The sequence below is a fragment of the Pseudomonas sp. GM24 genome (assembly GCF_000282235.1).
GTDB lineage: Bacteria > Pseudomonadota > Gammaproteobacteria > Pseudomonadales > Pseudomonadaceae > Aquipseudomonas.
In genome coordinates this window covers 18,540-34,380 of the sequence record NZ_AKJR01000187.1, presented here as the reverse complement: position 1 = coordinate 34,380, position 15,841 = coordinate 18,540, and the positions used below count along the sequence as shown (strand labels likewise).

Below are 15,841 nucleotides of genomic sequence, written 5' to 3'. Positions count from 1 at the left end.
ACTGACGTGACTGGTAACTGCGAGTTGCCAGAAGGCGTTGAAATGGTAATGCCAGGTGACAACATTCAGATGACTGTTACCCTGATCAAAACCATCGCAATGGAAGATGGTCTGCGTTTCGCTATCCGTGAAGGCGGTCGTACCGTCGGCGCTGGTGTCGTAGCCAAAATCATCGCGTAATTCTCTTTTATAGAGATTGCTTGATGATGTGAAAAAGCCCCCGCTCAGCGGGGGCTTTTTTATTGGGTTGACACCTATCTGGGGCGTCTATAGAATTGCGCCTCCTTTTAACGGGCGTATTGCGCTCGGTGGGAATAGCAGCCGGAGTCTGAAATCCAATGCAAAATCAGCAAATCCGTATCAGGTTGAAGGCTTTTGACCATCGCCTGATCGACCAATCAACCCAGGAAATCGTGGAAACCGCGAAACGTACTGGTGCTCAAGTGCGTGGTCCAATTCCACTGCCTACCCGTAAAGAGCGGTTTACCGTTCTGGTTTCTCCGCACGTCAACAAAGACGCGCGCGACCAGTACGAAATCCGCACTCATAAGCGCGTTCTGGACATCGTCCAGCCAACGGATAAAACCGTTGATGCACTTATGAAGCTTGATCTTGCGGCCGGTGTGGAAGTGCAGATCAGCCTCGGCTAAGACTCGGTCTTAGTCGTGTAACGCTCTGAAATGGGCGGCCATAGCGGGTGAAAGCCCCGTACACTCATGAGGTTTACAACATGACTATTGGTGTAGTCGGTCGTAAATGCGGTATGACCCGTATTTTCACCGAAGAAGGTGTCTCCATTCCGGTCACGGTCATTGAGATCGAACCGAATCGCGTCACCCAGTTCAAAACTGAAGAGACCGATGGCTATCGTGCAGTGCAAGTCACTCTCGGCGAGCGTCGTGCTTCGCGTGTAACAGCAGCTCAGGCTGGCCACTTCGCCAAGGCGAACGTTGCCGCTGGTCGCACCACCATGGAATTCCGTCTTGAAGAAGGCGAGTACCAGGCTGGCGATCTGATCAACGCTGAAATCTTCGCCGCTGGTCAACTGGTTGATGTAACCGGTCAGTCCAAGGGTAAAGGCTTCCAGGGTACGATCAAGCGTTGGAATTTCCGCGGGCAAGATAACACCCACGGTAACTCCGTATCCCACCGCGTCCCAGGCTCTATCGGCCAGTGCCAGACTCCTGGTCGTGTATTCAAGGGCAAAAAAATGTCCGGTCATATGGGCGCTGAGCGCGTGACCGTGCAGTCCCTGGAAGTAGTGCGCGTGGACGCTGAACGCAATCTGTTGTTGGTCAAGGGTGCTGTTCCTGGCGCTACTGGCGGCAACCTGGTTGTACGTCCAGCAGCCAAGGCTCGCGGTTAAGGGGAAGCTGACATGCAATTAAATGTAAATGACGCTCAAGCGATCGAAGTTTCCGAACTGACGTTTGGCGGCGAGTTCAATGAGACGCTGGTTCACCAAGCAGTCGTGGCCTACATGGCCGGCGGCCGTCAAGGTACCAAGCAGCAAAAGACCCGTTCCGACGTTCGTGGTGGCGGCAAGCGCCCATGGCGTCAGAAAGGTACTGGCCGTGCTCGTGCCGGTACTATCCGTAGCCCAATCTGGCGTGGCGGCGGTACCACTTTCGCAGCTCGTCCACAGGATCACTCCCAGAAGCTGAACAAGAAGATGTATCGCGCAGCAATGCGTTCCATCCTTGCTGAGCTGGTGCGTACTGATCGTCTGGTCGTGGTTCAGGATTTCGCTGTTGAAACTCCGAAAACCAAAGACCTGCTGGGCAAGCTGAACAACATGAGCCTGACCGACGTTTTGATCGTGTCGGACGCTGTTGATCAGAACCTGTACCTGGCTGCTCGTAACCTGCCGCACGTAGATGTACGTGACGTTCAAGGTTCCGATCCAGTTAGTCTGATCGCATACGACAAGGTGTTGATCACCGTGTCGGCCGTGAAGAAATTCGAGGAGCTGCTGGGATGAACCAGGAACGCGTATTTAAAGTTCTGCTTGGCCCGCACGTTTCCGAGAAGGCTACGGTTCTGGCAGACAAGAAAGGCCAGTTCGTTTTCAAGGTTGCTACTGATGCAACCAAGCTGGAAATCAAGAAGGCCGTCGAAAGCCTGTTCAGCGTGAAAGTAGAGCGCGTCACTACCCTGAACGTTCTGGGTAAGAGCAAGCGCACTGCTCGCGGTCTGGGCAAGCGTAATGACTGGAAGAAGGCAGTTATCTCCCTTCAGCCAGGCCAAGATCTCGATTTCAGCAGCAGTGCTGAGTAAGGAAGGGGTGCATCATGGCAATCGTTAAATGCAAACCGACTTCCCCTGGCCGCCGTTTTGTGGTCAAGGTGGTCAACCAGGAGCTGCATAAAGGCGCTCCTCACGCACCGCTGCTCGAGAAAAAATCGAAGACTGGTGGTCGTAACAACAATGGCCGTATTACCACGCGTCACATCGGTGGTGGTCATAAGCAGCATTATCGTATGGTCGATTTCCGTCGCAACGACAAAGATGGCATCGTCGCCACTGTCGAGCGTATCGAATACGATCCAAACCGTACTGCTCACATCGCACTGCTCTGCTACGCAGACGGCGAGCGCCGCTACATCATCGCCCCTAAAGGCGTGAGTGCTGGTGACCAGCTGATCGCAGGCGCTCTGGCTCCAATCAAGCCAGGCAACGCTCTGCAACTGCGCAACATTCCAGTGGGTTCTACTGTACACGGCATCGAACTGAAGCCAGGTAAAGGCGCACAGATCGCTCGTTCCGCTGGTGCTTCGGCTCAGCTGATCGCTCGTGAAGGTGTGTACGTTACCCTGCGTCTGCGTTCCGGTGAAATGCGTAAAGTCCTGGCTGAATGCCGTGCGACCCTGGGCGAAGTCTCGAACTCCGAGCATAGCCTGCGTTCGCTGGGTAAAGCTGGTGCCAAACGCTGGCGTGGCGTTCGCCCAACCGTTCGTGGTGTTGCCATGAACCCGGTTGACCACCCACATGGTGGTGGTGAAGGTCGTACCTCTGGTGGTCGTCATCCGGTATCGCCATGGGGCTTCCCGACTAAGGGCGCGAAGACTCGTGGTAATAAGCGTACCGACAAAATGATCGTCCGTCGTCGCAAGTAAATAGAGGGATACGACAGTGCCACGTTCTCTGAAAAAAGGTCCTTTTATTGATCTTCACCTACTGAAGAAGATCGAAGTGGCGGCGGAAAAGAACGATCGCAAACCAATTAAGACTTGGTCGCGTCGTTCGATGATCCTGCCACAGATGGTCGGTCTGACCATCGCCGTACATAACGGTCGTCAGCACGTCCCAGTTCTCGTGAACGAAGACATGGTCGGCCATAAACTGGGCGAGTTCGCCGGTACCCGCACTTATCGTGGGCACGTGGCTGACAAGAAAGCCAAGCGTTAAGGGGTTAGGAAATGGAAGTAGCCGCTAAGTTGTCGGGCGCTCGAATCTCCGCCCAGAAAGCCCGCTTGGTCGCCGACCAGATCCGCGGGAAGAAGGTGGGCGAAGCGCTCAACTTGTTGGCTTTCAGCAGTAAGAAAGCCGCCGAGATCATGAAGAAAGTGCTGGAGTCGGCCGTAGCCAACGCCGAGCATAACGAAGGCGCAGACGTTGATGACCTGAAGGTCAGCACCGTTTTCGTCAACGAAGGGCGTTCGCTGAAGCGCATCATGCCACGTGCCAAAGGCCGTGCTGATCGCATCGTCAAGCGGTCTTGCCATATCACTGTCAAGGTTGCTGACAAGTAACGGAGTCGAAGAGATGGGTCAGAAAGTACATCCCATTGGCATTCGCCTGGGAATCGTCAAGGAGCACACCTCCGTCTGGTACGCAGACGGTCGGACTTATGCGGACTATTTGTTCGCAGATCTGAAAGTGCGTGAGTATCTCCAAGACAAACTAAAAAGCGCGTCCGTAAGCCGTATCGATATCCATCGTCCGGCCCAAACTGCACGTATCACCATCCACACCGCTCGCCCAGGTATCGTTATCGGGAAGAAAGGTGAAGATGTTGAGAAACTGCGTCAGGACCTGACCAAGCAAATGGGTGTGCCTGTGCACATCAATATCGAAGAGATCCGCAAGCCGGAACTCGACGGTATGCTGGTTGCGCAGAGCGTAGCTCAGCAGCTGGAGCGTCGTGTAATGTTCCGTCGCGCTATGAAGCGCGCCGTTCAGAACGCCATGCGCATTGGTGCCAAAGGCATCAAAATCCAAGTGAGCGGTCGTCTCGGCGGTGCTGAAATCGCACGTACTGAATGGTATCGCGAAGGTCGTGTGCCATTGCACACCCTGCGTGCCGACATCGACTATGCCAACTACGAAGCTCACACCACTTATGGTGTGATCGGTGTAAAGGTTTGGATCTTCAAAGGCGAAGTAATTGGTGGTCGCCAAGAAGAGCTGAAACCACAAGCACCAGCGCCTCGTAAAAAAGCTGCTAAGTAAGGGGTACGCCAAATGTTGCAACCTAAGCGTACGAAGTTCCGCAAGCAGATGACAGGCCACAACCGTGGTCTGGCTCAGCGCGGTAGCAAAGTCAGCTTCGGCGAGTTCGCGCTGAAGTCTGTAGCTCGTGGTCGTCTCACCGCTCGTCAGATCGAGTCAGCGCGTCGTGCTCTGACCCGTCACGTTAAACGTGGCGGCAAGATCTGGATCCGTGTATTCCCGGACAAGCCTATTTCCAAGAAGCCACTCGAAGTTCGGATGGGTAAAGGTAAGGGTAGTGTGGAGTACTGGGTTGCCCAGATTCAGCCAGGCAAAGTCCTGTATGAAATCGAGGGTGTTTCTGAAGAGCTGGCGCGTGAGGCTTTTGCCCTGGCTGCTGCAAAGCTGCCGCTCGCCACCGCCTTTGTTAAACGGACGGTGATGTGATGAAAGCGAATGAACTTCGTGAAAAATCCGCACAGCAGCTGAACGAGCAACTGCTCGGCTTGCTGCGCGACCAGTTCAATCTGCGTATGCAGAAAGCAACTGGCCAGTTGGGGCAGTCTCATCTGCTCTCGCAAGTTAAGCGTGACATCGCTCGCGTGAAGACTGTGCTCAACCAGCAGGCAGGTAAGTAATCATGGCTGAAGCCGAAAAAACTGTCCGTACGCTGACTGGCCGTGTTGTCAGCGACAAGATGGACAAAACCATCACCGTACTGATCGAGCGTCGCGTTAAGCACCCGATCTACGGTAAATACGTTAAGCGTTCGACTAAGCTGCACGCGCACGACGAAACCAATCAGTGCCACATCGGCGACAAAGTCACTATTCGTGAAACTCGTCCTTTGGCCAAGACCAAGTCTTGGGCGCTGGTTGATGTTCTCGAACGCGCTGTGGAAGTCTAAGGACTAGGGGTCGGAGAAATTATATGATTCAGACTCAATCCATGCTCGATGTGGCCGATAACAGCGGCGCTCGCCGCGTTATGTGCATCAAGGTGCTGGGTGGCTCCCATCGTCGTTACGCTGGTATCGGTGACATCATCAAAGTTACCGTGAAGGAAGCAATTCCTCGCGGTAAAGTGAAAAAAGGCCAAGTGATGACTGCTGTTGTAGTCCGCACTCGTCACGGCGTACGTCGTGCTGATGGCTCCATTATCCGCTTTGATGGCAACGCTGCTGTTCTTCTGAACAACAAGCAAGAGCCGATCGGCACCCGTATCTTTGGGCCAGTGACCCGTGAACTTCGTACTGAGAAGTTCATGAAGATCGTCTCGCTCGCCCCAGAAGTGCTGTAAGGAGATCCGACATGCAAAAGATTCGTCGTGACGACGAGATCATCGTGATCGCCGGCAAAGACAAAGGTAAGCGCGGTAAGGTGCTTAAGGTTCTTGCTAATAACCGTCTGGTTATTGGTGGTCTGAACCTGGTTAAGCGTCATACCAAGCCTAACCCGATGTCGGGCGTGCAAGGCGGTATCGTCGAAAAAGAAGCTCCACTGGACGCTTCTAACGTCGCCATTTTCAACGGCGAAACCAACAAGGCTGACCGCGTTGGTTTCAAAGTAGAAGACGGCAAGAAAATTCGTGTCTTCAAGTCGACCCAAAAAGCGGTTGATGCTTGAACACTGCTAGGTAGAAGACCATGGCACGACTAAAAGAGATTTACTGGAAGGAAATCGCACCGAAGCTTAAGGAAGAACTTAAGCTTTCGAACGTGATGGAAGTTCCACGCGTTACAAAAATCACCCTGAACATGGGTCTGGGCGAAGCTGTTGGTGACAAGAAAGTCATCGAGCATGCTGTTGCTGACCTGGAAAAGATCACCGGCCAAAAAGTCGTTGTGACCTACGCTCGTAAATCCATCGCTGGCTTTAAAGTCCGTGAAGGATGGCCGATCGGCGTCAAGGTGACCCTGCGCCGTGAGCGTATGTATGAGTTCCTGGATCGTCTGCTGTCGATCTCCCTGCCTCGGGTTCGCGACTTCCGCGGCCTGAATGCCAAGTCCTTTGATGGTCGTGGTAACTACAGCATGGGCGTAAAAGAGCAGATCATTTTCCCGGAAATCGACTACGACAAGATCGATGCTCTCCGCGGTCTGGACATTACCCTGACCACCACTGCCAAGAACGATGATGAAGGCCGCGCTCTGCTGCGTGCTTTCAAATTCCCGTTCCGCAACTGATTGGAGTAGGAAAATGGCCAAGAAGAGCATGAAGAACCGTGAGTTGAAGCGTCAGCTCACTGTTGCCAAGTACGCCACCAAGCGTGCAGCGCTGAAAGCTATCATCGTCGATCTGAACGCAAGTCCAGAAGCGCGTTGGGAAGCTACCGTAGCTCTGCAGAAGCAACCACGTGACGCAAGCGCTGCGCGCATGCGTAACCGTTGCCGCCTGACTGGTCGTCCGCACGGCGTTTACCGCAAGTTCGGCCTCGGCCGTAACAAGCTGCGTGAAGCTGCAATGCGTGGTGACGTACCAGGTCTGGTTAAAGCCAGCTGGTAATTGTTGTCAAAGTCTCGATGTTCGGGTTCGCAAGAACCTGACCATCGGTGGCCTTGAATCTGAATCAAGCCCCTTTTGGGGCTTGATTCATTTCTGGGGTGTGTCTAGAATGACCGGCTCGCCTGAGCCCGTGTTTTTCATGCCCGGAAGTTCTCGGCGACAAGTAGTAGCCGCAAGGCTAATTTTTCTGTATTAGGAGCGTCTAGCCCATGAGTATGCAGGACCCGTTAGCGGACATGCTAACTCGAATCCGTAATGCCCAGATGGCTGAAAAGTCTGTCGTAAGCATGCCGTCTTCCACGCTGAAGGTGGCTGTAGCAAAAGTCCTGAAGGACGAAGGTTACATCGCGGATTTTCAGATCACCACCGACGCTAAGCCGTCGTTGTCCATCGAGCTGAAGTACTTCGAAGGCCGTCCGGTTATCGAAGAAGTGAAGCGCGTTAGTCGTCCAGGCCTGCGTCAGTACAAGTCCGTTGAAGATCTGCCGAAAGTTCGTGGCGGTCTTGGCGTGTCTATCGTCTCCACCAACAAAGGTGTGATGACGGATCGTGCTGCGCGCGCTGCCGGTGTCGGCGGCGAAGTTCTTTGCACTGTGTTCTAAGGGGGGATAAGCATGTCTCGCGTCGCTAAGAACCCCGTTAAGCTGCCAGCCGGTGTCGAAGTAAAATTCGCAGGCCAACAGCTTTCGGTGAAGGGTGCCAAGGGTACTCTTGAACTGAACATCCATTCGTCCGTTGAGATCGTTGAAGAAGCTGGTGAGCTGCGTTTCGCTGCTCGCAATGGCGATCAACAAACTCGCGCAATGGCCGGTACCACGCGTGCGTTGGTAAACAACATGGTCCAAGGCGTAAGCCAAGGCTTCGAGCGCAAGCTCCAGCTGGTCGGTGTTGGTTACAAGGCGCAAGCAAAAGGCACGGTTTTGAACCTGGCCCTTGGCTTCTCGCACCCAGTGGATTACGAACTGCCGGAAGGCATCACCGCTGAGACTCCTAGCCAGACCGATATCCTGATCAAGGGCATCGATAAGCAGCTGGTAGGTCAAGTGGCCGCTGAGATCCGCGACTTCCGTCCACCAGAGCCGTACAAAGGCAAAGGTGTGCGCTACGCGGACGAAGTCGTCCGTCGTAAAGAAGCCAAGAAGAAGTAGGGCATAGCAAATGACCGACAAAAAAGTTACTCGACTGCGTCGCGCTCGCAAAGCACGCCTGAAAATGCACGAACTCGAAGTCGTGCGTCTCTGCGTGTTCCGCTCGTCGCAGCACATCTACGCCCAGGTCATCTCGGCCGACGGCAACAAAGTCCTGGCAAGCGCCTCGACTTTGGATAAAGAACTGCGTGATGGCGCCACTGGCAACATCGACGCGGCCACAAAGGTTGGCCAGCTGGTCGCTACGCGTGCTAAGGCCGCTGGCGTCTCGCAAGTGGCTTTCGACCGCTCTGGCTTCAAGTACCACGGCCGCGTTAAAGCGCTGGCTGATGCTGCTCGTGAAGCTGGGCTGGAGTTCTAAGTTATGTCAAATAACGACCAAAAGCGCGACGAAGGCTACATTGAGAAGCTGGTTCAAGTTAACCGCGTAGCCAAAACCGTTAAAGGCGGCCGTATCTTCACTTTCACCGCGTTGACCGTGGTTGGTGATGGTAAAGGGCGTGTTGGCTTCGGCCGTGGCAAGTCGCGTGAAGTGCCTGCTGCGATCCAGAAGGCAATGGAAGCTGCTCGCCGCAACATGATCCAAGTTGATCTGAACGGCACCACTCTGCAGTACGCAATGAAGTCCGCTCACGGCGCTTCGAAGGTGTACATGCAGCCTGCTTCTGAAGGTACCGGTATCATCGCTGGCGGCGCTATGCGTGCTGTCCTCGAGGTTGCTGGTGTTCAGAACGTTCTGGCCAAGTGCTACGGCTCGACTAACCCGGTAAACGTGGTTCACGCCACTTTCAAAGGTTTGAAAGCTATGCAGTCTCCTGAATCCATTGCCGCCAAGCGTGGCAAAAGCGTCAAGGAGATCTTCTGATCATGGCTACCGTTAAAGTAACGCTGATCAAAAGCATGACCGGCCGCATCCCTAACCACAAACTGTGCGTTAAGGGTCTGGGTCTGCGTCGCATCGGTCACACTGTAGAAGTCCAGGATACTCCCGAGAATCGCGGGATGATCAACAAGGCTTACTACATGCTGCGTGTCGAGGGTTAATCGATGAAACTCAATGATCTGAGTCCAGCGCCGGGTTCCCGTCGCGAAAAGCATCGTCCGGGCCGTGGTATCGGTAGCGGTTTGGGTAAGACTGGTGGCCGTGGTCACAAAGGTCAGACCTCCCGCTCCGGTGGCACCATCGCTCCAGGCTTTGAAGGCGGTCAACAGCCGCTGCATCGTCGCCTGCCGAAGTTCGGTTTCGTTTCCCTGAAAGCCATGGATCGCGCAGAAGTGCGTTTGTCCGAGTTGGCTAAAGTGGAAGGCGACATCGTCACCGTGCAGTCCCTGAAAGATGCCAACGTGATCAACGTCAACGTACAGCGTGTGAAAATCATGCTGTCCGGTGAAGTGACTCGCGCTGTCACTATCGGCAAGGGAATCGGCGCCACCAAAGGTGCGCGTGCGGCTATCGAAGCAGCTGGCGGCAAGTTCGAGGAATAAATGGCTAAGCAAGGTGCTCTCTCTGCGCTCGGCAAAGGCGGTATGTCTGAACTCTGGGCTCGTCTGCGTTTTCTGTTCCTGGCGATTATCGTCTACCGAATAGGCGCACACATCCCGGTTCCAGGTATCAACCCGGACCGACTCGCAGACCTGTTTCGACAGAATGAGGGGACCATTCTTAGCTTGTTCAACATGTTCTCCGGCGGCGCGCTGGAACGGATGAGCATCTTTGCACTGGGGATCATGCCGTACATTTCGGCATCGATCATCATGCAACTGATGACCGCCGTCAGCCCGCAGCTGGAGCAGTTGAAGAAGGAAGGTGAAGCTGGCCGTCGCAAGATCAGCCAGTACACCCGCTACGGCACCGTCGTCCTCGCTCTCGTTCAGGCTATTGGCATGTCCATTGGTCTGGCGGGGCAGGGCGTTGCGTTCACTGGTGACTTTGGCTTCCATTTCGTCGCGGTATCCACTTTTGTGGCTGGTGCGATGTTCATGATGTGGCTGGGTGAGCAGATTACTGAGCGTGGTGTAGGTAACGGTATCTCGATGTTGATTTTTTCGGGTATCGTCGCCGGTCTTCCGAGAGCAATCGGGCAGTCTTTCGAGTCTGCGCGTCAGGGTGATATCAACATCTTCGCCTTGGTTGCCATCGGTTTGCTGGCAGTAGCGATTATCGGTTTTGTGGTGTTCATTGAGCGTGGTCAGCGTCGTATCGCTGTTCACTACGCCAAGCGTCAGCAGGGCCGCAAGGTTTTTGCTGCGCAGACAAGCCACTTGCCGCTGAAGGTGAACATGGCCGGTGTTATTCCGGCTATTTTCGCGAGCAGCATTTTGCTGTTCCCGGCTTCGCTGGGTGCCTGGTTTGGTCAGTCTGAAGGTATGGGCTGGTTGCAGGACATCTCGCAGTCGATCGCTCCTGGTCAGCCGTTGAATATTCTGCTGTTTAGTGCAGGGATTATTTTCTTCTGCTTCTTCTATACGGCGTTGATGTTCAATCCGAAAGACGTAGCGGAAAACCTGAAGAAGTCCGGTGCCTTTATTCCGGGCATCCGTCCAGGTGAGCAGTCTGCGCGCTACATTGATGGCGTTCTGACCCGCTTGACCATGTTCGGTGCTCTTTACATGACGGCCGTGTGCCTGTTGCCCCAGTTCCTGGTGGTTGCAGCAAACGTTCCGTTCTACCTTGGCGGGACCTCGTTGCTGATCGTGGTCGTGGTTGTGATGGACTTCATGTCCCAAGTACAATCGCACCTCGTTTCGCACCAGTACGAATCCCTGATGAAGAAAGCCAACCTGAAGGGTTACGGCAGCGGCATGTTGCGCTGAGTACCCATAAGGTTCGAGGAGTTGGTGATGAAAGTTCGTGCATCGGTGAAAAAGCTGTGCCGTAACTGCAAGATTATTCGCCGCGAAGGTGTTGTTCGAGTAATTTGCAGCGCGGAACCGCGTCACAAACAGCGCCAAGGCTGAGTGTGATCCGCTTGAAGCCCGGCAGCTAGTGCGCTGCCGGGTTGATTATTTGTTATTACAGCGATATTATCTCGCGCCCTATTTCTTGGCTTCCGGGGCGTAGGTAGCTGTCAATTGGAGTCCCACTGAATGGCCCGTATTGCAGGCGTTAACATTCCAGATAACAAGCACACTGTTATCTCGCTGACCTACATCTATGGTGTTGGTCGCACTACTGCGCAGAAAATTTGCGCAGAGACTGGGGTAAACCCAGCCGCAAAGATCAAAGATCTGAGCGACGAGCAGATTGAGCAATTGCGTGGCGAAGTGGCGAAGTTCACCACTGAAGGTGACCTGCGTCGCGAAATCAACATGAAAATCAAGCGTTTGATGGACCTCGGTTGCTACCGTGGTCTGCGTCATCGTCGTGGTCTTCCAGTACGCGGTCAGCGTACCAAGACTAACGCGCGTACCCGTAAAGGTCCGCGTAAGCCGATCCGCAAGTAATCGCCCACGCGAATCGACAGGAAATTAATCATGGCAAAACCTGCTGCTCGTCCTCGTAAAAAAGTTAAAAAGACAGTGGTTGATGGCATCGCCCACATCCATGCTTCTTTTAACAACACAATCGTGACCATCACCGACCGTCAAGGTAACGCGCTTTCTTGGGCTACCTCTGGTGGTTCGGGTTTCCGCGGTTCCCGCAAGTCCACCCCGTTTGCTGCTCAAGTAGCTGCTGAACGTGCTGGTCAAGCTGCGCTGGAATATGGCCTGAAAAACCTCGACGTCAACGTCAAAGGTCCAGGTCCAGGTCGTGAATCCGCAGTCCGCGCTTTGAACGGCTGTGGCTACAAGATCGCCAGCATCACCGACGTGACGCCAATCCCGCACAACGGGTGCCGTCCGCCGAAGAAGCGCCGCGTGTAATCCAGGAGATTGTAAAGAATGGCTCGTTACATTGGTCCAAAATGCAAACTCGCTCGTCGCGAAGGCACCGATCTCTTCCTGAAGAGCGGCGTGCGCGCGATCGAATCGAAGTGCAACATTGAAGCAGCACCTGGTATCCACGGCCAACGCCGCGGTCGCCAGTCCGACTACGGCACCCAACTGCGTGAAAAGCAGAAGGTCCGTCGTATCTACGGCGTTCTCGAGCGTCAGTTCAGCGGCTACTACAAAGAAGCTGCTGGCAAGAAAGGTGCAACCGGTGAAAACCTGCTGCAACTGCTCGAATGCCGTCTGGACAACGTTGTATACCGTATGGGCTTTGGTTCGACTCGTGCCGAATCCCGTCAACTGGTATCGCACAAGTCGATCAGCGTTAACGGTCAGACCGTAAACGTTCCGTCGTATCAGGTTCGTGCTGGTGACGTGGTTGCAGTTCGCGAGAAAGCAAAAAACCAACTTCGCATTGTCCAAGCTCTCGATCTGTGTGCCCAACGTGGCCGCGTAGAATGGGTAGAAGTAGACACTGAGAAGAAGTCGGGCGTTTTCAAGAACGTTCCTGCTCGCAGTGATCTGTCCGCCGACATCAACGAAAGCCTGATTGTCGAGCTCTACTCCAAGTAAGGGCTAGAAAATAGGTGCATCCATGCAGATTTCGGTAAATGAGTTCCTGACACCCCGCCATATTGATGTGCAGGTTGTCAGTCCAACCCGCGCCAAGATCACTCTCGAGCCTCTCGAGCGTGGTTTTGGCCACACCCTGGGCAACGCGCTGCGACGCATCCTGTTGTCCTCAATGCCCGGCTGCGCAGTAGTCGAGGCCGAGATTGACGGTGTGCTCCACGAGTACAGCGCCATCGAAGGTGTACAGGAAGACGTAATTGAAATCCTGTTGAACCTTAAAGGTCTGGCCATCAAGCTGCACGGTCGTGACGAAGTTACGCTGACCTTGTCGAAGAAGGGTTCGGGGGTGGTTACCGCTGCCGATATTCAGCTGGATCATGATGTCGAGATCGTTAATCCCGATCACGTAATCGCTAACCTGGCGTCTAACGGCGCCCTGAACATGAAGCTCACCGTAGCTCGTGGTCGTGGTTATGAACCAGCAGACTCGCGTCAGAGCGATGAAGACGAAAGCCGCAGCATCGGTCGCTTGCAGCTCGACTCTTCGTTCAGCCCGGTTCGCCGTATCGCATACGTGGTGGAAAACGCCCGTGTCGAACAGCGTACTAACCTGGACAAGCTGGTTATTGATCTGGAAACCAACGGTACTCTGGATCCTGAAGAGGCTATCCGCCGCGCTGCAACCATTCTGCAACAGCAGTTGGCTGCGTTCGTCGACCTCAAAGGTGACAGTGAGCCAGTGGTTGTCGAGCAGGAAGACGAGATCGATCCGATCCTGCTTCGCCCGGTTGACGATCTGGAACTGACTGTACGTTCGGCTAACTGCCTTAAGGCGGAAAACATCTACTACATCGGTGACCTGATTCAGCGCACCGAAGTGGAGCTGTTGAAGACTCCGAACCTGGGCAAGAAATCCTTGACTGAAATCAAGGACGTTCTGGCCTCCCGCGGTCTGTCCCTCGGCATGCGCCTCGACAACTGGCCGCCTGCAAGTCTTAAGAAGGACGACAAGGCGACTGCCTGATCGTCGTAATCACCGAACGTAGTGTTTGGTAAGGAATGAACCATGCGTCATCGTAAAAGTGGTCGTCACCTGAGCCGCACCAGCTCGCACCGCAAGGCCATGTTTCAAAACATGGCGGTGTCGCTGTTCGAGCACGAGCTGATCAAAACTACTCTGCCAAAAGCCAAAGAACTGCGCCGCGTTGCTGAGCCGCTGATCACTCTGGCCAAGACAGACAGCCTGGCTAACCGCCGTCTGGCTTTCGACCGTACTCGTTCGAAAGCTATCGTTGGTAAGCTCTTCAACGACCTGGGCAAGCGTTACGCTACCCGTGAGGGTGGCTACCTGCGCATCCTCAAGTGCGGTTTCCGCACTGGCGACAACGCGCCTATGGCGTACGTCGAGTTGGTTGATCGTGCTACTGCTGGCGAAGCTGTATCCGCCGAGTAAGACGTCAGTCTGAAACGAAGAACCGGGCCTAGCGCCCGGTTTTTTGTGTCCGCAGAAAAATGCGTCGTTCGTACAAGCTTCTGACACTGTTCTGTTGTCACTATGTGCCGGGATACATGATTAGTAATTATCTATCGATGCCTGCAAGTTAATGAATTTGTGGCTGTCACATGGATGATCAATACTTCCCAGCAAGCCGATTAGCCGGCAGTTTCAAGACTGACAGAGGAAGAAGACCGTATGAGCCAGATCAAAACGCTTACGACCGCCAGTGGCGCACCTGTCGCCGATAACCAGAATTCCCGCTCCGCCGGCCCGCGTGGCCCTTTGCTGCTCGACGATTTCCACCTGATCGAGAAGCTCGCGCACTTCAACCGTGAAAACATCCCTGAACGCCGCGTACATGCGAAGGGCTCGGGTGCTTATGGCACGTTCACCGTTACTCGTGATATCACTGAATACACCAGCGCCAAGCTGTTCGAATCCGTCGGCAAGCAAACTCCGACTTTCCTGCGCTTCTCCACAGTGGGCGGCGAACGTGGTTCGGCGGATACCGAGCGTGACCCACGCGGCTTCGCGCTGAAGTTCTACACCGAAGAAGGCAACTGGGACATCGTTGGCAACAACACGCCAGTGTTCTTCATTCGCGATCCACTGAAATTTCCTGACTTTATCCATACGCAAAAACGTCTGCCGCAAAGCAATCTCAAAAGCGCGCAGATGATGTGGGACTTCTGGTCGCATTCGCCTGAAGCGCTGCACCAGGTCACCATTCTGTTCTCCGATCGAGGCATCCCGGACGGCTACCGTCACATGCACGGCTTCGGCAGCCACACCTACAGCCTGATCAGCGCTGAAGGCGAGCGTCACTGGGTAAAATGGCACTACAAGACCAAGCAAGGCATCAAGAACCTGGCGCCGGCCGATGCAGCGCGCTTGGCAGGCACTGATCCAGATTACGCGCAGCGTGATTTGTTTGAAGCCATCGAGCGCGGTGACTTCCCGAAATGGCGTGTGTGCATCCAGATCATGACCGAAGCTCAAGCAGCGGCGCATTACGAGAACCCATTCGACGTGACCAAAACCTGGTCGCAGAAAGAGTTCCCGCTGATCGAAGTCGGGGAGCTGGAACTGAATCGCAACCCGCAGAACTACTTCGCTGAAGTCGAGCAAGCGGCGTTTGGCCCAAGCAACATGGTGCCGGGTGTTGGTCTGTCGCCAGATCGCATGCTGCAAGGTCGTGTATTCGCTTACGCCGACGCGCACCGCTACCGTGTCGGTACCAACCACCAGCAACTGCCGGTGAATGCTCCACGCAGCCCGGTTAACACTTACCAGCGTGACGGCTCGATGGCATTCGGCAGTAACGGTGGTGCAGCACCTAACTACGAGCCGAACAGCTACACCGAAGCACCGAAACAAGCTCCGCGTTACGCAGAACCTGCGCTGGCCTTGAGCGGTGCCGCTGATCGCTACGATCACCGCGAAGACACTGATTACTACAGCCACGCCGGTGCGCTGTTCCGTCTGATGAGCGATGAGCAGAAAGCATTGCTGGTCAGCAACATCGCTGGCGCGATGTCGGGTGTTTCCAGTGACGTCGTTGATCGTCAGTTGCAGCATTTCTACAAAGCCGATCCGGCGTATGGAGAAGCAATCGCAACGCTGCTCAACGTACAGCTTAACGAAGTCTAAACGAGAAGCAGAACCGCCCTCATTTGGGCGGTTTTTGCGTTATTTAGGCTGCTTTTCTAAGAATATCTTCGCTTTTATTGCGCTAATCGGGTGACCTTCCGGTCAGC

The 15,841-nt window shown here is 54.5% G+C and carries 29 protein-coding genes and 1 pseudogene; all 30 read left to right on the top strand.

The genetic code is table 11. The features are described from left to right. Positions 1 to 180, top strand: a pseudogene (locus PMI23_RS29425) (hypothetical protein); the annotation flags it as partial. 158 nt (positions 181 to 338) lie between these two features. Further along, on the top strand, positions 339 to 650 hold the full coding sequence (gene rpsJ / locus PMI23_RS20470; protein ID WP_003186070.1) for a 30S ribosomal protein S10: 312 nt from the start codon (positions 339 to 341) through the stop codon (positions 648 to 650). A gap of 80 nt (positions 651 to 730) precedes the next feature. Beyond that, a complete protein-coding gene (gene rplC / locus PMI23_RS20465) occupies positions 731 to 1,366 on the top strand; it encodes a 50S ribosomal protein L3 (protein WP_007918470.1) in 636 nt (211 codons plus the stop codon). A gap of 12 nt (positions 1,367 to 1,378) precedes the next feature. Then, a complete protein-coding gene (rplD, locus tag PMI23_RS20460) occupies positions 1,379 to 1,981 on the top strand; it encodes a 50S ribosomal protein L4 (RefSeq protein ID WP_007918468.1) in 603 nt (200 codons plus the stop codon). After that, a complete protein-coding gene (gene rplW, locus PMI23_RS20455; RefSeq protein WP_002555488.1) occupies positions 1,978 to 2,277 on the top strand; it encodes a 50S ribosomal protein L23 in 300 nt (99 codons plus the stop codon). The genes rplD and rplW overlap by 4 nt, the downstream gene beginning before the upstream one ends. 14 nt (positions 2,278 to 2,291) lie before the next feature. After that, positions 2,292 to 3,116 (top strand): 50S ribosomal protein L2, encoded by an 825-nt coding sequence (gene rplB / locus PMI23_RS20450; protein WP_003228734.1) that lies wholly within the window; start codon positions 2,292 to 2,294, stop codon positions 3,114 to 3,116. A 16-nt stretch (positions 3,117 to 3,132) separates the two neighbouring features. Further along, entirely contained in the window at positions 3,133 to 3,408 is a 276-nt protein-coding gene (rpsS, locus tag PMI23_RS20445) for a 30S ribosomal protein S19 (RefSeq protein WP_003228731.1), read from the top strand. Between the two features lie 11 nt (positions 3,409 to 3,419). Continuing rightward, positions 3,420 to 3,752: a 50S ribosomal protein L22 gene (gene rplV / locus PMI23_RS20440; RefSeq protein ID WP_003103908.1), complete on the top strand. Its 333-nt coding sequence runs from the start codon at positions 3,420 to 3,422 to the stop codon at positions 3,750 to 3,752. Positions 3,753 to 3,765: 13 nt separating this feature from the next. Continuing rightward, on the top strand, positions 3,766 to 4,452 hold the full coding sequence (gene rpsC / locus PMI23_RS20435; RefSeq protein ID WP_003176422.1) for a 30S ribosomal protein S3: 687 nt from the start codon (positions 3,766 to 3,768) through the stop codon (positions 4,450 to 4,452). Between the two features lie 12 nt (positions 4,453 to 4,464). Beyond that, positions 4,465 to 4,878 carry a 50S ribosomal protein L16 gene (gene rplP / locus PMI23_RS20430; protein WP_007896757.1) on the top strand — a complete coding sequence of 138 codons (414 nt, stop codon included), beginning with the start codon at positions 4,465 to 4,467 and terminating at the stop codon, positions 4,876 to 4,878. Continuing rightward, a complete protein-coding gene (gene rpmC, locus PMI23_RS20425) occupies positions 4,878 to 5,069 on the top strand; it encodes a 50S ribosomal protein L29 (RefSeq protein ID WP_002555481.1) in 192 nt (63 codons plus the stop codon). The genes rplP and rpmC overlap by 1 nt, the downstream gene beginning before the upstream one ends. 2 nt (positions 5,070 to 5,071) lie before the next feature. After that, positions 5,072 to 5,338, top strand: coding sequence for a 30S ribosomal protein S17 (gene rpsQ / locus PMI23_RS20420; protein WP_003176419.1), 267 nt, complete (start codon positions 5,072 to 5,074; stop codon positions 5,336 to 5,338). Between the two features lie 23 nt (positions 5,339 to 5,361). Beyond that, complete coding sequence (rplN, locus tag PMI23_RS20415) at positions 5,362 to 5,730, top strand: 50S ribosomal protein L14 (RefSeq protein WP_002555479.1); 369 nt, start codon at positions 5,362 to 5,364, stop codon at positions 5,728 to 5,730. Positions 5,731 to 5,741: 11 nt separating this feature from the next. Continuing rightward, a complete protein-coding gene (gene rplX, locus PMI23_RS20410; RefSeq protein ID WP_003176416.1) occupies positions 5,742 to 6,056 on the top strand; it encodes a 50S ribosomal protein L24 in 315 nt (104 codons plus the stop codon). Between the two features lie 20 nt (positions 6,057 to 6,076). Further along, positions 6,077 to 6,616: a 50S ribosomal protein L5 gene (gene rplE, locus PMI23_RS20405; RefSeq protein WP_003176415.1), complete on the top strand. Its 540-nt coding sequence runs from the start codon at positions 6,077 to 6,079 to the stop codon at positions 6,614 to 6,616. 13 nt (positions 6,617 to 6,629) lie between these two features. Next, a complete protein-coding gene (gene rpsN, locus PMI23_RS20400) occupies positions 6,630 to 6,935 on the top strand; it encodes a 30S ribosomal protein S14 (protein WP_007918460.1) in 306 nt (101 codons plus the stop codon). 209 nt (positions 6,936 to 7,144) lie between these two features. Beyond that, positions 7,145 to 7,537 (top strand): 30S ribosomal protein S8, encoded by a 393-nt coding sequence (rpsH, locus tag PMI23_RS20395; RefSeq protein WP_007918458.1) that lies wholly within the window; start codon positions 7,145 to 7,147, stop codon positions 7,535 to 7,537. A gap of 12 nt (positions 7,538 to 7,549) precedes the next feature. Next, entirely contained in the window at positions 7,550 to 8,083 is a 534-nt protein-coding gene (gene rplF, locus PMI23_RS20390) for a 50S ribosomal protein L6 (protein WP_003176412.1), read from the top strand. Positions 8,084 to 8,093: 10 nt separating this feature from the next. Further along, complete coding sequence (gene rplR, locus PMI23_RS20385) at positions 8,094 to 8,444, top strand: 50S ribosomal protein L18 (RefSeq protein ID WP_003186037.1); 351 nt, start codon at positions 8,094 to 8,096, stop codon at positions 8,442 to 8,444. Between the two features lie 3 nt (positions 8,445 to 8,447). Further along, positions 8,448 to 8,948, top strand: a complete 501-nt coding sequence (gene rpsE, locus PMI23_RS20380) for a 30S ribosomal protein S5 (protein ID WP_003186035.1) — start codon at positions 8,448 to 8,450, stop codon at positions 8,946 to 8,948. 2 nt (positions 8,949 to 8,950) lie between these two features. After that, positions 8,951 to 9,127 carry a 50S ribosomal protein L30 gene (gene rpmD / locus PMI23_RS20375; RefSeq protein ID WP_003176408.1) on the top strand — a complete coding sequence of 59 codons (177 nt, stop codon included), beginning with the start codon at positions 8,951 to 8,953 and terminating at the stop codon, positions 9,125 to 9,127. A 3-nt stretch (positions 9,128 to 9,130) separates the two neighbouring features. After that, complete coding sequence (gene rplO / locus PMI23_RS20370) at positions 9,131 to 9,568, top strand: 50S ribosomal protein L15 (RefSeq protein WP_003228720.1); 438 nt, start codon at positions 9,131 to 9,133, stop codon at positions 9,566 to 9,568. Next, complete coding sequence (gene secY, locus PMI23_RS20365) at positions 9,569 to 10,897, top strand: preprotein translocase subunit SecY (RefSeq protein WP_003228718.1); 1,329 nt, start codon at positions 9,569 to 9,571, stop codon at positions 10,895 to 10,897. It abuts the gene before it with no gap. 27 nt (positions 10,898 to 10,924) lie between these two features. After that, complete coding sequence (gene rpmJ / locus PMI23_RS20360) at positions 10,925 to 11,041, top strand: 50S ribosomal protein L36 (protein WP_002555468.1); 117 nt, start codon at positions 10,925 to 10,927, stop codon at positions 11,039 to 11,041. Between the two features lie 129 nt (positions 11,042 to 11,170). Next, the gene (gene rpsM / locus PMI23_RS20355) at positions 11,171 to 11,527 is read left to right on the top strand and encodes a 30S ribosomal protein S13 (RefSeq protein ID WP_009045849.1); all 357 of its coding nucleotides are present in this window, start codon (positions 11,171 to 11,173) and stop codon (positions 11,525 to 11,527) included. 30 nt (positions 11,528 to 11,557) lie between these two features. Next, positions 11,558 to 11,947, top strand: coding sequence for a 30S ribosomal protein S11 (gene rpsK, locus PMI23_RS20350; RefSeq protein ID WP_002555466.1), 390 nt, complete (start codon positions 11,558 to 11,560; stop codon positions 11,945 to 11,947). Positions 11,948 to 11,965: 18 nt separating this feature from the next. Then, positions 11,966 to 12,586, top strand: a complete 621-nt coding sequence (rpsD, locus tag PMI23_RS20345; protein WP_003176404.1) for a 30S ribosomal protein S4 — start codon at positions 11,966 to 11,968, stop codon at positions 12,584 to 12,586. 22 nt (positions 12,587 to 12,608) lie between these two features. Continuing rightward, positions 12,609 to 13,610, top strand: coding sequence for a DNA-directed RNA polymerase subunit alpha (locus PMI23_RS20340; RefSeq protein WP_003186012.1), 1,002 nt, complete (start codon positions 12,609 to 12,611; stop codon positions 13,608 to 13,610). Between the two features lie 42 nt (positions 13,611 to 13,652). After that, positions 13,653 to 14,039, top strand: a complete 387-nt coding sequence (rplQ, locus tag PMI23_RS20335) for a 50S ribosomal protein L17 (RefSeq protein WP_007918448.1) — start codon at positions 13,653 to 13,655, stop codon at positions 14,037 to 14,039. A gap of 240 nt (positions 14,040 to 14,279) precedes the next feature. Continuing rightward, positions 14,280 to 15,734, top strand: a complete 1,455-nt coding sequence (locus PMI23_RS20330) for a catalase (RefSeq protein WP_007918446.1) — start codon at positions 14,280 to 14,282, stop codon at positions 15,732 to 15,734. Positions 15,735 to 15,841 lie beyond the last annotated feature (107 nt).

Bases quoted from the DNA above. Each gene is read 5' to 3' on its own strand.
- rpmC (WP_002555481.1), top strand. From the start codon at position 4,878: ATGAAAGCGAATGAACTTCGTGAAAAATCCGCACAGCAGCTGAACGAG.
- rplR (WP_003186037.1), top strand. From the start codon at position 8,094: ATGACCGACAAAAAAGTTACTCGACTGCGTCGCGCTCGCAAAGCACGC.
- rplQ (WP_007918448.1), top strand. From the start codon at position 13,653: ATGCGTCATCGTAAAAGTGGTCGTCACCTGAGCCGCACCAGCTCGCAC.
- PMI23_RS20340 (WP_003186012.1), top strand. From the start codon at position 12,609: ATGCAGATTTCGGTAAATGAGTTCCTGACACCCCGCCATATTGATGTG.
- rplC (WP_007918470.1), top strand. From the start codon at position 731: ATGACTATTGGTGTAGTCGGTCGTAAATGCGGTATGACCCGTATTTTC.
- rplF (WP_003176412.1), top strand. From the start codon at position 7,550: ATGTCTCGCGTCGCTAAGAACCCCGTTAAGCTGCCAGCCGGTGTCGAA.
- rpsK (WP_002555466.1), top strand. From the start codon at position 11,558: ATGGCAAAACCTGCTGCTCGTCCTCGTAAAAAAGTTAAAAAGACAGTG.
- PMI23_RS20330 (WP_007918446.1), top strand. From the start codon at position 14,280: ATGAGCCAGATCAAAACGCTTACGACCGCCAGTGGCGCACCTGTCGCC.
- rpsM (WP_009045849.1), top strand. From the start codon at position 11,171: ATGGCCCGTATTGCAGGCGTTAACATTCCAGATAACAAGCACACTGTT.
- rpsE (WP_003186035.1), top strand. From the start codon at position 8,448: ATGTCAAATAACGACCAAAAGCGCGACGAAGGCTACATTGAGAAGCTG.
- rpsJ (WP_003186070.1), top strand. From the start codon at position 339: ATGCAAAATCAGCAAATCCGTATCAGGTTGAAGGCTTTTGACCATCGC.
- rplO (WP_003228720.1), top strand. From the start codon at position 9,131: ATGAAACTCAATGATCTGAGTCCAGCGCCGGGTTCCCGTCGCGAAAAG.
- secY (WP_003228718.1), top strand. From the start codon at position 9,569: ATGGCTAAGCAAGGTGCTCTCTCTGCGCTCGGCAAAGGCGGTATGTCT.
- rpmD (WP_003176408.1), top strand. From the start codon at position 8,951: ATGGCTACCGTTAAAGTAACGCTGATCAAAAGCATGACCGGCCGCATC.
- rpsC (WP_003176422.1), top strand. From the start codon at position 3,766: ATGGGTCAGAAAGTACATCCCATTGGCATTCGCCTGGGAATCGTCAAG.
- rpmJ (WP_002555468.1), top strand. From the start codon at position 10,925: ATGAAAGTTCGTGCATCGGTGAAAAAGCTGTGCCGTAACTGCAAGATT.
- rpsH (WP_007918458.1), top strand. From the start codon at position 7,145: ATGAGTATGCAGGACCCGTTAGCGGACATGCTAACTCGAATCCGTAAT.
- rpsN (WP_007918460.1), top strand. From the start codon at position 6,630: ATGGCCAAGAAGAGCATGAAGAACCGTGAGTTGAAGCGTCAGCTCACT.
- rplP (WP_007896757.1), top strand. From the start codon at position 4,465: ATGTTGCAACCTAAGCGTACGAAGTTCCGCAAGCAGATGACAGGCCAC.
- rplN (WP_002555479.1), top strand. From the start codon at position 5,362: ATGATTCAGACTCAATCCATGCTCGATGTGGCCGATAACAGCGGCGCT.
- rpsQ (WP_003176419.1), top strand. From the start codon at position 5,072: ATGGCTGAAGCCGAAAAAACTGTCCGTACGCTGACTGGCCGTGTTGTC.
- rplD (WP_007918468.1), top strand. From the start codon at position 1,379: ATGCAATTAAATGTAAATGACGCTCAAGCGATCGAAGTTTCCGAACTG.
- rpsD (WP_003176404.1), top strand. From the start codon at position 11,966: ATGGCTCGTTACATTGGTCCAAAATGCAAACTCGCTCGTCGCGAAGGC.
- rplW (WP_002555488.1), top strand. From the start codon at position 1,978: ATGAACCAGGAACGCGTATTTAAAGTTCTGCTTGGCCCGCACGTTTCC.
- rplB (WP_003228734.1), top strand. From the start codon at position 2,292: ATGGCAATCGTTAAATGCAAACCGACTTCCCCTGGCCGCCGTTTTGTG.
- rplX (WP_003176416.1), top strand. From the start codon at position 5,742: ATGCAAAAGATTCGTCGTGACGACGAGATCATCGTGATCGCCGGCAAA.
- rplV (WP_003103908.1), top strand. From the start codon at position 3,420: ATGGAAGTAGCCGCTAAGTTGTCGGGCGCTCGAATCTCCGCCCAGAAA.
- rplE (WP_003176415.1), top strand. From the start codon at position 6,077: ATGGCACGACTAAAAGAGATTTACTGGAAGGAAATCGCACCGAAGCTT.